Source organism: Nocardioides sp. Kera G14 (assembly GCF_020715565.1).
Lineage (GTDB): Bacteria > Actinomycetota > Actinomycetes > Propionibacteriales > Nocardioidaceae > Nocardioides.
This window is the reverse complement of the sequence record NZ_CP085839.1, coordinates 1,637,175-1,649,013: the sequence shown is the minus strand read 5'-3', so window position 1 is coordinate 1,649,013 and position 11,839 is coordinate 1,637,175. Positions and strand designations below refer to the sequence as shown.

The window sequence follows — 11,839 nt, the reverse complement described above, 5'->3', positions numbered from 1 at the left end:
CTCGACGACCCGCTTCGCTCGAAGGTCGCCTTCGCGTCGGCGCCTTGCGGCCGCACGCGTGTCGGTCGGCGGGACTGATCAGACAGCGTCGGCGTCGGGCTCCACGAGCTCGGCGTCGACGACCTGGTCGATCCCGTCCGGGAACTCGGGACGGGCGAGGTCGGCGAAGAGGTCGACCTCGTCGGCCTCCTGCGTGGCCAGCTCGGCCGTGAGGTCACCGGCGGTGAGGGCGCGGACGGGCTCCTCGATCTCCGGAGGTGCGGGGATGAGGGAGGCGCCGTCGACGGCGTTGATCTTGCGGGCGGCCGGGAGGACCTGCCGCTCGAGGGAGCCGACGAACTTGTTGTAGTCCTTGACGCTCGTGGTCAGCGATCGTCCGAGCTTCTCCACGTGGCTCGCCATCGTCGTGATCCGGCGGTAGAGGTCCTGGCCCAGTGTGAAGAGTGCGAGCGCGTCCTCGGTGAGCGCCTCCTGCTTCCAGGTGAACGCGATCGTCTTCAGCATGGAGTAGAGGTTGGTCGGCGTCGCGAGCAGGACGTTCTGCTTGAACGAGTGGTCGAGCAGGCTGGGGTCGATGTCGAGGGCCGCGTTGAGGATCTGGTCGTTCGGGATGAAGGCGACCGTGAACTCCGGACTGACCGCGAGTCCCGTCCAGTAGCCCTTCGCGGCCAGCGTGTCGACGTGGCCGCGCACCTTGGCGGCGTGGTTGCGCAGGTGCTGCTCGCGCGCCTCGGGCGCGAGGCCCTCGCGCTGAGCATCCATGAAGTCGTTGTAGGGCACCTTCGCGTCGATCGCCATCTGCTTGCCGCCGGGCAGGTTCAGCACCATGTCGGGCCGGCGAGCACCGGAGTCGGCGGTCATCGAGTGCTGCAGCTCGAAATCGACGCGGTTGAGCAGCCCGGCCGACTCGACGAGGTTGCGCAGCTGGGTCTCACCCCAAGCGCCGCGGACGGCGTTGTTGTTGCGCAGCACGTTGGCGAGATCGGTGGAGGCGCGACGCGACTCGGCGACGCCGGCCTGGGTGGCTCGGATCTGCTCAGCGAGCTCGCCCTGCTGTTTGGCCGTCTTGGTCTCGAGCGTGAGGAGCTGGTGCTGCATCTTCTCGATCTGGGCGGCGACGGGTGCGATCACCTTGACGACCTGGCTCTCGCGGCCCGCCGCGGCCTCGCGCTCGGCGGCCTGACGCCGGTGCTGCTCGGCGAGGTCGCGCTGGGCACGCCGTGCCTCGTCGAGGGCCTCCTCGAGCGAGGCGACGCGGGCCTTCGCGGCGGCGAGCGCCGCCTCGGTCTCGGCGCGCTGCTCGGCCTCCTGCTGGCGGAGCTGGGCCAGCAGCGTCCCGTGCTCCGCGTGGAGCATCGACTCCATGTGGGCGAGCCGCGACTCCGCGTCCGCACCGGCCTTCGCGACGGCCTCGCGCACCACCGCTTCGGTCTGCTCGCGGGCGCCGGCCAACTCGGCGGCGAGCTCAGCCGCGTGCTGTGTGCGCAGGCGCTGCGTCACGACCGCAGCACCGAGTGCCGCCCCGAGCACGACACCGAGCAGAAGGTAAAGGAACACCATGTGCCGAAGTCTCGCAGCGGCGGCCGACAGAACCGTCGTCCCACGCCGAGGCGGGTCGGTCCGGAGGCGATCAGGAGGCGATCAGTGGGGCCAGCGGGACGTCACGGCGAGCTGCCGGCGGAGGCCGTCGGCCAGGTCGGTCAGCCGTCGTCGCAGGGGACTGGCCAGCTCCGGGTCGCTGATGAGCGCTTCGGCCCTCGCCAGTGTGGTCGACTCGACCGACGTCGCCGGGAAGAACGCCGACGCGGCATCGGCCAGCACCCAGCCGCTGCGGATCGAAGCGGTCCTCGGCAGCGTGTCGAAGTAGGCGTCGACGTACTGCGCGGTGAGGTGCTCCTGGCCGCCGCGCCAGAGTCCGGCGCCGGCCGCCTCGATCTCGTAGTTGGACACGTCCGTCTCGCCGGTGAAGACCGACCAGGCCCAGGCCTTCGCCTCCTCGTCGGGCAGCGAGCAGAGCGCGCGTGTGAGCGAGACGCGCGCATCGCCGGTCGGGTCGGCGTCGAACGCCGCCTGGAGCTCCTGACGCTCGGTGGCGCCCATCTCGGCCAGGCGCGTGAGGATCCGCCACCGCACGGCACGATCGAGCTCGACGCCGTCCGGGACACCGCTGAGGAAGCCCCGCAGCTCATCCGCCGAGTCGGTCGTGGACAGGAGGGTGCGGAAGGCCGAGAGCTGCAGTTCCGAGCCGGGCTCCTGGAGCTCGAGTGCCGAGGCAGCGGTGTCGCGGAGGCGACGCAGCGAGCCGGCCGGCGCGAGCGGCACGACCTTGCCGAGCAGCCAGGCGCGGGTGCGTCGCGGCCCGTCCTCGGCGTCCTCGAGGGGCAGCGACGCGACGGCGATGTCGACGAGGAGGGCCGGGTCGACCGCGGCGTTGTGGAAGCCGTTGCGCAGCGTGTTCCAGATCCCCGCCCGCAGGTGGGCGTCGGTGACCGACGGCAGCAGCGCGGGCAGCGCCGCAACGGTCGACGGGTCCGGGAGGGTGACGGCCCAGGTGTCGTCGTACGGATCGAGGATCACGGCCTCAGCGTCAGGCGCGTACGCCGTCTCGTCACTGTCGACGTTGAGGGAGTCGTCCGACCACGACCCACCGGCAGCCACGGCGACGCGGAACGCGTGCGGGCGTGCGGCGGGCACACCGGCCGGGGGAGTGCGGCGCACGACGCCGGCCTCTCGATCCCAGGTCAGGGCATCCGGGCCGGCCTTGAGCAGCCACTCGTCGGCGAAGCCGGAGAGGTCTCCGGCACCGGCACGGGACCAGGAGTCGAGCAGGTCGTGCAGCGTCGCGTTGCCGAACCGGTGCCGCTCGAAGTGGTCGCGCGCACCGGCGAAGAAGACGTCGTCGCCGTGGGTCGCGGCGAGCTGGCGCAGGATGGCCGAGCCCTTGATGTAGGAGATGCCGTCGAAGTCCTGCAGGGCCGCGACGGCGTCGAGGGCGCCGTTGCCGGCGACGGGGTGGGTCGAGGGTGCCTGGTCGGCGACCAGTCCCCACTGACGGCGCGCGTAGGCGAGGTCGACCATGGTGTCGTCGTACTGCGTCGCATCGGCGGCGACGCGGTTGCCGAGGTACTCGGCGAAGGACTCGTTGAGCCACAGGTCGTCCCACCACTGCGGAGTGACGAGGTTGCCGAACCACTGGTGCGCCATCTCGTGGGCGATCGTCGTCGCCCGTTGGATCAGGGCGCCACGGGTCGCGCGGGAGGTGAAGATGAGCGGGTCGCGGAAGGTGACCAGGCCGGGGTTCTCCATCGCGCCGGCGTTGAACTCGGGCACGAACGCCTGGTCGTACTTGCCGAAGGCGTAGCGGATCCCGAAGAGCCGGTGCAGCTCGTCGAAGCTCTGCTTCGTGACGGTGAGGATGTCGTCGGCCTGCTCCTCGAGTGCGTCGGCAAGGCTCGCGCGGGCGAGCAGGCCCAGCGGGATGCCGTCATGCTCGTCCTCGATGAGGTGGTACGGCCCGGCGATGAGCGTGACGAAGTACGTCGACAGCGGCTCACTCCGCTCGAACTCCCAAACCCCGTGTGCCACGTGGGTCCCCGGTGCATTGGCACGCACGATCCAGTCCGCCGGCGCGGTCACGTTGAAGGTGTAGGGCGCCTTCAGATCGGGCTGGTCGAAGCAGGCGAAGATCGAGGGCGCCGCGTCCATGAAGGACATGCCGTAGATGTACGCGCGGCCGTCGGCCGGGTCGATCGAGCGGTGCAGGCCCTCGCCGTCGTTGCGGAACCGCATGGTGGCCTCGACCGTCAGCTCATGGGCGCCGGAGGAGAGGCTCAGCGGCACCCGGCCCCGGTCGAGGGAGTCGAGGGGGAGGGGCGCGCCGTCCAGCGTCATCGCGTGCACCGCGACGGGCTTGAGGTCGAGGAACGTCTCGCCCGATCCGCTGGTGAACCGGATCGTGGTCACCGAGCGGTACGTCGTCTCGTCGATGCTCAGGTCGAGGGTGATGTCGTACCCATCGACCGACAGCAGTGCCCGTCGGGCCTCCGCCTCGGCTCGCTGGAGGCTCTGGCTCTGACCCGTGAGACTCATGCGCAGACCCTAATCTGTCCCACATGACCACCGTGGAACTGACCCAGATGGGCGAGCACCGCTTCAAGGCGACCAACTCCCGTGGCGGGATCGTCGCTCTCGGCCATGGCGACGACCCGGACTTCACGCCCGTCGAGCTGCTGCTCGCCGCGGTCGCGGGATGCAGCGCACTCGACGTCGACTTCATCACCGGTAAGCGCGCGCCCTTCGAGACCTTTCGGGCGCGTTCGGAAGGCACCAAGCTCCGCGACGAGCAGGGCAACCACCTCGACGGCGTGACCGTCACCTTCGACATCACCTTCCCGGAGGGGGAGGCCGGCGACGCCGCGCGGGCGGTGCTGGAGTCGGCGATCCGGAAGTCGCAGGACCGGCTGTGCACGGTCGGTCGGACCGTCGCGCTCAGCGCGCCGGTGACCTACCGCTCAGGAGAGCTTGACTGAGCTGATCTTCACGCCGTCCTTCGGCGGACCGTCCTGGCTGCCGTCGGCCGTTCCGTCCTTCGCGACCTGCTGCAGGACCGCCAGCCCGGCGCTTCCGACGGTGCCGAAGGCCGTGTAGGCCGGCGGCAGTGAGCTGTCTCCGTAGACGAGGAAGAACTGCGAGCCGTTGGTGTCCGCGCCCGCGTTGGCCATCGCCAGCGTGCCGGCCGGGTAGACGACGGTCTTGGTGCCGTCGGACCAGGTCTCGCCGGGCGCGAACGCCTTGGCGGCTGTGAGCTCGTCGTCGAAGGAGTAGCCCGGACCGCCCTGGCCGGAGCCCGTCGGGTCGCCGCACTGGAGGACGAGGATGCCTGCGGTCGTCAGGCGGTGGCAGGGCGTCCCGTCGAAGTAACCGGCCTTGGCCAGGGCGACGAAGGAGTTGACCGTGCACGGTGCGGCGCCGCCGTGGAGGGTGATCGGCACGGCGCCGACACTGAGCTGGAGGGTCGCCGTCGAGTCGGCGCTGGAGACCGGCGTGGCGGGGGGAGTCGTGGTCGACGTACTGCTGCCGTCGGAGGGGTAGCGGCACTCCGCTCCGCTGTCGGACGCCTTGCCGGAGTCCGAGCCGCACGCCACCAACGAGGAGGCGGCGAGGAGGAGGGCGAGGACGGCAGGCAGACGCTTCAGCACGGGTGGCATCGTAGAAGCATGGATGCCGGACTTCACTACTTCACCTTCACGCACGAGGGCTGGGAGACCAACCTCACCGACCGCCTCACCGAGACCGCGAAGATCGCCGACGAGGGCGGTTTCCGGCTCTTCACGGTGATGGATCACTACTACCAGATGATCCCGGCCGGTGGTCCGTTCGAGCCGATGCTCGAGGGCTACACGACGCTCGGCTACCTCGCAGGCATCACCGAGCAGCTCGAGCTCGGCCTGCTCGTCACCGGCGTGACCTACCGCCACCCGGGGCTGCTCGCGAAGATCGCCACGACCATCGACGTGCTCTCCCGCGGGCGTGCGTGGCTCGGCATCGGAGCTGCTTGGTACGACCGTGAGCACGAGGGCCTCGGCGTCCCGTTCCCCTCGACGTCCGAGCGGTTCGAGCGACTCGAGGAGACGCTGCAGATCGTCAACCAGATGTGGTCCGATGACGACGGTGCCTACGACGGCACGCACTTCCACCTCAAGGAGACGATCAACCTCCCGCAGCCGCCGCGCGGGCGGCTCCCGATCATGATCGGCGGCGGGGGAGAGCGGAAGACCCTCCGCCTCGTCGCGCAGTACGCCGACGCCACCCACCTCTTCGCCCGCGAGGGTGTCGAGGGTGTCAAGCACAAGCTCGACGTCCTGCGCGAGCACTGCGACAAGCTCGGCCGCGACTACGACGCGATCGAGAAGACCATCGGCGGCGGTGGCGGGCTCGACCCCGTGGAGTCGCCCGACGAGTGGCTCGCCGAGATGGAGGAGTACGCCAAGCTCGGCGTCACGCTGGTCACCACCTCGCCGCAGAAGAACGGTGACCCGGCGGCGTGGGCGGAGACGTTCACGACGAACGTGCTGCCGCGGCTCAAGCAGATCTGAGACACCGGCTGCAACAAACCGGCGCGCCGGGGTACAGGCGGCACATGATTCGCCGCATCGCTGCCCTCTCCCTGGCCGCCGGGCTCCTTCCGGGAGCCGCTCTCGTCGACCTCGGCACCGCCCCGTCCGCCTCCGCCGCTGCCTCTCCTTCGCCGTCGAGTGCGAGTGACGGACGGCCGCACAACGCCCGCCTCACCATTCCGCACCTCGGCATCCGACGCCTGAAGGTCGTCGCCTACACCGGGAAGACCGACGACGGACCCGGCACGAAGATCCAGAACCGGGGGATCGCGGCGAGTCCGAACGGACCGCAGGGCGGCGTGGGGCCGGGTGGCATCGGCAACTACCAGGTCACCGGCCACCGCGTCTCTCACGGCGGGGTCTTCCGTCGTGTGCCGAGTCTCCACAAGGGCAGCCGCGTCTTCGTCGACATGGGTGGCTGGCGCTACATCTACAAAATCGTCAAGACCCGCTGGGTCTCCTTCCGTTCGCCGGCCTCGTTGCGGGCCCAACGTGCCGCCGTCCCGGGGAAGCCGGGGGCCACTCCGACGCAGGCCTACATCACCATCTCCACCTGCGCGACGCCCGAGGACCACGCCCGCGGCAACTACTGGACGGACCGCTACGGCAACCCCGAGCACCGGATCGACAAGATCGGCGTCCTCGTCCGGCGCGTGCACGTGCCGCGGAGGTACCGTCACCACTCGTGACCTTCCTCGCTCCCGACGGCGAGTCGCGCTGTGCCTGGGCCGGCTCCGCGCCTGACTACCTCGAGTACCACGACACCGAGTGGGGTTTCCCCGTCCACGACGACACACGGCTCTTCGAGAAACTCTGCCTCGAGGGCTTCCAGTCCGGACTGTCGTGGATCACGATCCTGCGTAAACGGGAGAACTTCCGTGCCGCCTTCGAGCAGTGGGACCTGGAACGTGTCGCCACCTTCGGCGAGCCCGACATCCAGCGTCTGCTGGGCGACGCCGGCATCATCCGCCACCGCGGCAAGATCGAGGCGACGATCAACAACGCCGCTCGCGCACTCGAGCTGATCGACGCCGAGGGCTCGATCAGCGACTATGTGTGGTCGTACGCCGTCGACCCGGCGCCCCCTGTCGTCCGTGCGACCTCGCCGGAGTCGGTGGCCATGAGCAAGGACCTCAAGCGCCGCGGCTGGCGCTTCGTCGGTCCGACGACGTCGTACGCCTTCATGCAGGCGATGGGGCTCGTCAACGACCACGTTGAGACCTGCGTGATCCGGGACCGGGTGACCACCGCGGGCTCGTGAACGGGCTGGTGACAACTGGGTAATCCGCGCAGTGCGCACCTAGTCTGCGGCAGTGACGCACCCCCACGAGCTCTGGCATCACGACCCTGCCCTCCTCGCCCTCTCGGCCCTCCTCTGCGTCGCCGGCGCCTGGGCGACCTCACGCTTCTTCCGGCGCATGACCGAGGTCGACGGCGTCCAGCGACAGGCGTGGCTCTTCCTCACGGCCCTCGCGAGCGGCGTCACGATCTGGTGCACCCACTTCATCGCCATGCTCGGCTTCCACGCCGGGATGGTCGTGGACTTCGACCACCTGCGCACGGCGTCGTCACTGGTCGTGGCGGTGGCCGGAAGCGCGATCGGCTTCTGGGTCGCCGGTCGAGGATCAGGCAGTCGGTGGCAGGCGGTCGCCGGCGGAGTCATCGTCGGCCTCGCCGTCGCGTCGATGCACTACCTCGGCATGGCCGCGCTCGAAATCGACGGCGACATCGCCTGGAGCGCGCCCCTGGTCGCCCTGTCGGTCGCCCTCGCCGTGGTGCTGGCTCCGTTGGCGACGTACGCCGGGCGGATGCCCCAGCGCAGGGGAGCGGACCTGATGTGGGTCCTCTTCGCGCTCTGCGTGCTCTGCCTCCATTTCACGGGCATGGGTGCGATGCGGATGAGCAGTTCGATGCCGGGCATGGACCAGGTCCAGCCCAACTCGCTCAACGTCCTTGCCGTCGCGATCGCGACGCTCTCGTTCGTGACCATCGGCGCGGGCGCAGCCGGCTACCTGATCGACGACCACACGCGAGCGTCCGCGGTGGAGCGCTTCCGGCGACTCGCCATGTACGACGTCCTGACCGGCCTGCCGAACCGCGCGAGCTTCAACGAGCGGCTCGCCGCCGAGATCGCGCACGCCGGCACGCGCGGCACCCGGCTCGCGATGGTCGTGGTCGACGTCGACAACTTCAAGGAGATCAACGACGCGCGCGGGCACAGCGTCGGCGACGGCGTACTCCGTGAGCTCGGCCAACGGATGCACCGTCTTGCGGACGCACACGAGGGCAGCTTCATCGCGCGGATCGGCGGTGACGAGTTCGTCGCGCTCTTCCCGTTGGGGGAGCGTCGGGTGCTCGACGACTTCCTCGCCAGTCTCGCCCACGCGCTCAACGGCCCCCTCGTCGGTCTCGCGCCCGACGTGATCGTGTCGCGCGCCAGCCTCGGAGTTGCGATCTTCCCGGAGGACGCCGCCGACGCCGAGAACCTGGTCACCAACGCGGACCTCGCGATGTATCGCGCGAAGAACGATGCAGTCCAGCAGATGTGCTTCTACGACGTGGCGGTGGACGAGCGGACCCGTCTGCGCCGCGGCCTCTCCGCGTACCTTCGTGAGGCTGTCGCCCGGGACGAACTGTTCCTGCACTACCAGGTGCAGACGTCCGTCTCGACCGGCGGGATCCGCGGTTTCGAGGCGCTGGTGCGCTGGCAGCATCCGCAGCTCGGCGTCGTCTCGCCGGCCGACTTCATCCCGCTCGCCGAGGAGACCGGGTTGATCGTGCAGGTCGGGGAGTGGGTGCTGCGCACCGCCTGCCGGGAGGCCGTGCGCTGGGAGCCGCCGTACCGTGTCGCCGTCAACGTCTCGGCGGTGCAGCTCGCCCAGCCCAACCTCGTGACGACCGTCCGGGAGGCGCTGGCCGACTCCGGTCTGTCACCGGAGCGGCTCGAGCTGGAGCTCACCGAGACGGCCGTCTTCACCGACCGCGAACGCGCGCTGCAGGCCCTGCACGAGATCAAGGAGCTCGGCGTCGGCATCGCGCTCGACGACTTCGGCGTCGGCTACTCGTCGCTCGACGCGCTGCGGTCGTTCCCGTTCGACCGGATCAAGATCGACCGGTCGTTCTTCTCCGGCGCCGGCACGCCGGAGCAGACCGTCGAGCTGGTCCGGACGGTGTTGTCCCTGGGCCGGACCTTCGGCATGTCGGTCCTCGCCGAGGGCATCGAGACCGACGAGCAGCTGGCCCTGATCAGCGCCACCGGCTGCGACGAGGCGCAGGGCTTCCTGTTCGGCCGTCCCACGCCGATCGACGAGCTGATCCGTGCGGGCCAGCTCCGCCAGCTCACCGCCTGAGCGGCTCCGCTGAGGGGCGCGCCGCTACATGAGGTGCGGCGCGAGGGCGAGCACGAACCAGACCGTGGTGCAGTCGTGCCGGATGTCGGTCCCCCAGCGGTCGGCGAAGGCGTTGACGATCATCAGGCCTCGACCTGAGGTCTCGGTCGCTTCACTGCGTCGGGGGACCGGCACTCCACCACGGGTGTCAGAGACCGCGATATGGACCTCGTCCGGAGTCATCGTGGCGGTGACGGTGAACGGACTGTGGGCGTGCCTGATGGCGTTGGTCGCCAACTCGCTGGTCAGCAGCAGCGCGCGTTCGCGGATCTCGTCGGGTACGTGGACCAAGGTGCGGGCGATGAAGGCGCGGGCAGCACCGACGGACGCCGGAGTCTCGGGATAGTGCGCGCTGCTCACGGATCCTCCGGGGGGAGCGTCGCCGCCAGGCCGGTGGCGGCGATGACGCTCCGGAGGAAGTCGTTCGGCTGACGCAGCCGGACGTGGTATCCCCGACGTGTCGCGGTCAGGAACACTGTGATGCCGGAGCTGTCCATGAACCGCAGGTGGGTGACGTCCACAACGACGCGCGGCGCGCCGTTCTCACGCGCGAGAGCTTCGGGCGAGGGGAGTGCCTCGAAGGCCCTGGTCGCGATCGGACTGGTGGTGAGATCCAGCTCGCCGCTCAGCGCCACGACAGGAGTGCCGTCGGGGTCTTGCCCGACGGTCGCGGTCAGGCCGGTGTCTGGGGAGTCCATTGCATCGCCAAGATAGCCGTATCGTCCTTGGAATCGTCCAGCGGGTTGAGCGCGGCCAGGACGATGTCGAGCAGACCTTCCAGCCCGGTGCCGGGCGCGGTCCTCACCTCGCAGAGCTGCGTGATGCCGTCCTCTGCGGCCCGGTCGCGGCGTTCGACGAGCCCGTCGGTGTAGGCGAGAAGAACGGCTCCGCGCGGCAGGCTGAGGGCGGCGGTCTCATAGTCGGAGCCCACGCCGAGCGGTGGCCCGACGGGAGCCGCGACCGGTTCGCCGGCGTCGTGGCCGAGCAGGACCAACGGAGGATGGCCGGCATTGGCGACAGTGACGTCCCCGCTGTGCAGATCCACGATTCCGCACAGGGCCGTGGCGAAGTGCCCGTCGCGAACCACGTCGATCAACCTGCTCACCTTGGCCAGCACGGTTGCCGGGTCGTCACCCTCAACGGCATAGGCGGTGATGCTGTGCCGCAGGCGGGACATCACCGTCGCTGCGCTCAGGCCGCGTCCCGACACGTCGCCGACGGTGAAGAAAAGACGGCTGTCCGGCAGCCTGACCAGGTCATACCAGTCGCCGCCGACGTCGATGCCCTCGGTGCCGGCCAGGTACCGGGTGGCGACAGCCAGTTCCGGCGGCTCGGGCAGGCTGTCGGGCAGCAGGGCCGTCTGGAGTGTTTCGGAGACACCCCGCTGGGTCCGGTAGAGCTCGGCGGTCACGAGGGCGAGCTGTTCGGCCACGGAACGGCGCCGTTGCAGACGATCCGTGAGCAGTGCCATCAGCGCGGTCAGGAGAGTCCCGGCCCCGGCGGTCACCCAGGCGATGGACGCCGCGAAGGTGCCCAGTAGCGGCGAGCGGGGGGTGACGACTGCGCTGAGCACGGCGTCGCCGAACGGGATGGTGGTGCGAGCCACGTCGCCGGTGATCGGAAGGTCAGAGGCGTTGGTCTCCAGCAGTGCACTCGTGTCGTGGGTCTTCCCGTAGTAGATGGCGAAGACCATGTTCGACAGGGGAGACGACGCCGGGATCTCGACGCGTCGGTCGCCCGGAAGCACCTGCTCGGCGTAGGCCACATAGCTCTGCCCGTGTGTGGTGGCCGAGAACGCGTAGCCGCAGCGCTGCGCCGTCGAGGTCGCCAACCAGGTGACCGCGAGGGAGCCGCTGTCCTGCACCGCTCGACGGATCAGATCTGCCGACTCGGGGGACGTCGGAGTCGTCATGCTCGCGCCGCCCAGCGAGTCCACGAGGGTCGGCGTACCGGAGGTCACCTTGAAGAGCCGGACACTGGCGAACGGCGTCGGGAGGGACGGGGTCAGTGCGTCCTCGAACATCTGCACGTCCCCGGTCGCGGAGACAAGGGTGGCGGCGCGGCCCAGGAGACGTTGGAGATCGACCGGTCCCACGGCGAGGCTGGCCGCGGCCAGTTGCGTCTGGGTCGAGAGCTGATCGTGTTCGTTGCGCAGGTAGTTCACCCGCGACGCGACGAAGAGAGCGGCGGTCACGGCAAGGCCCACGATCAGGACGGTCATGGCCGATCGGTGTGGCCAACGGCGCGCCGGCGCCGACCCGGGTGATTCGGTGCCGAGGAGTTTCGCCATCACGCCTCCTCACGCCGAGCACCACACATGCGCTCCTGAAGGAG

General features: G+C 69.8%; 11 protein-coding genes. 5 read left to right on the top strand and 6 right to left on the bottom strand.

Annotation, left to right across the window (positions count from 1 at the left end; translation table 11 throughout):
* Positions 1 to 78: 78 nt before the first annotated feature.
* Together rmuC and pepN are read right to left on the bottom strand one after the other, a co-directional pair.
* Complete coding sequence (gene rmuC, locus LH076_RS08130; RefSeq protein ID WP_227783475.1) at positions 79 to 1,560, bottom strand: DNA recombination protein RmuC; 1,482 nt, start codon at positions 1,558 to 1,560, stop codon at positions 79 to 81.
* Between the two features lie 81 nt (positions 1,561 to 1,641).
* Positions 1,642 to 4,089: an aminopeptidase N gene (gene pepN, locus LH076_RS08125; RefSeq protein ID WP_227783474.1), complete on the bottom strand. Its 2,448-nt coding sequence runs from the start codon at positions 4,087 to 4,089 to the stop codon at positions 1,642 to 1,644.
* Between the two features lie 23 nt (positions 4,090 to 4,112).
* Here pepN and LH076_RS08120 point away from each other — a divergent pair, with 23 nt between their 5' ends.
* Positions 4,113 to 4,529: an OsmC family protein gene (locus LH076_RS08120; RefSeq protein ID WP_227783473.1), complete on the top strand. Its 417-nt coding sequence runs from the start codon at positions 4,113 to 4,115 to the stop codon at positions 4,527 to 4,529.
* Here LH076_RS08120 and LH076_RS08115 read toward each other — a convergent pair.
* Positions 4,512 to 5,198 carry a peptidylprolyl isomerase gene (locus LH076_RS08115; protein ID WP_227783472.1) on the bottom strand — a complete coding sequence of 229 codons (687 nt, stop codon included), beginning with the start codon at positions 5,196 to 5,198 and terminating at the stop codon, positions 4,512 to 4,514. The genes LH076_RS08120 and LH076_RS08115 overlap by 18 nt on opposite strands.
* An 18-nt stretch (positions 5,199 to 5,216) precedes the next feature.
* Between LH076_RS08115 and LH076_RS08110 the strand changes: the two genes are divergently transcribed.
* From LH076_RS08110 to LH076_RS08095, 4 genes are read left to right on the top strand one after another with little or no spacing between them, the layout of a single operon-like run.
* The gene (locus LH076_RS08110; RefSeq protein WP_227783471.1) at positions 5,217 to 6,095 is read left to right on the top strand and encodes an LLM class F420-dependent oxidoreductase; all 879 of its coding nucleotides are present in this window, start codon (positions 5,217 to 5,219) and stop codon (positions 6,093 to 6,095) included.
* Between the two features lie 44 nt (positions 6,096 to 6,139).
* On the top strand, positions 6,140 to 6,805 hold the full coding sequence (locus tag LH076_RS08105) for a sortase domain-bontaining protein (RefSeq protein ID WP_227783470.1): 666 nt from the start codon (positions 6,140 to 6,142) through the stop codon (positions 6,803 to 6,805).
* Positions 6,802 to 7,377 carry a DNA-3-methyladenine glycosylase I gene (locus LH076_RS08100; RefSeq protein WP_227783469.1) on the top strand — a complete coding sequence of 192 codons (576 nt, stop codon included), beginning with the start codon at positions 6,802 to 6,804 and terminating at the stop codon, positions 7,375 to 7,377. The genes LH076_RS08105 and LH076_RS08100 overlap by 4 nt, the downstream gene beginning before the upstream one ends.
* Positions 7,378 to 7,429: 52 nt before the next feature.
* The gene (locus LH076_RS08095) at positions 7,430 to 9,466 is read left to right on the top strand and encodes a putative bifunctional diguanylate cyclase/phosphodiesterase (RefSeq protein ID WP_227783468.1); all 2,037 of its coding nucleotides are present in this window, start codon (positions 7,430 to 7,432) and stop codon (positions 9,464 to 9,466) included.
* 24 nt (positions 9,467 to 9,490) lie between these two features.
* Here LH076_RS08095 and LH076_RS08090 read toward each other — a convergent pair whose 3' ends face one another.
* The 3 genes from LH076_RS08090 to LH076_RS08080 are packed head-to-tail and all read right to left on the bottom strand — an operon-like array spanning position 9,491 to position 11,726.
* A complete protein-coding gene (locus LH076_RS08090) occupies positions 9,491 to 9,865 on the bottom strand; it encodes an ATP-binding protein (RefSeq protein ID WP_227783467.1) in 375 nt (124 codons plus the stop codon).
* On the bottom strand, positions 9,862 to 10,203 hold the full coding sequence (locus LH076_RS08085) for an STAS domain-containing protein (RefSeq protein ID WP_227783466.1): 342 nt from the start codon (positions 10,201 to 10,203) through the stop codon (positions 9,862 to 9,864). Before LH076_RS08085 ends, LH076_RS08090 begins: the two co-directional genes overlap by 4 nt.
* Positions 10,179 to 11,726, bottom strand: a complete 1,548-nt coding sequence (locus LH076_RS08080) for a PP2C family protein-serine/threonine phosphatase (protein WP_227783465.1) — start codon at positions 11,724 to 11,726, stop codon at positions 10,179 to 10,181. The genes LH076_RS08085 and LH076_RS08080 overlap by 25 nt, the downstream gene beginning before the upstream one ends.
* Between the last annotated feature and the right edge of the window lie 113 nt (positions 11,727 to 11,839).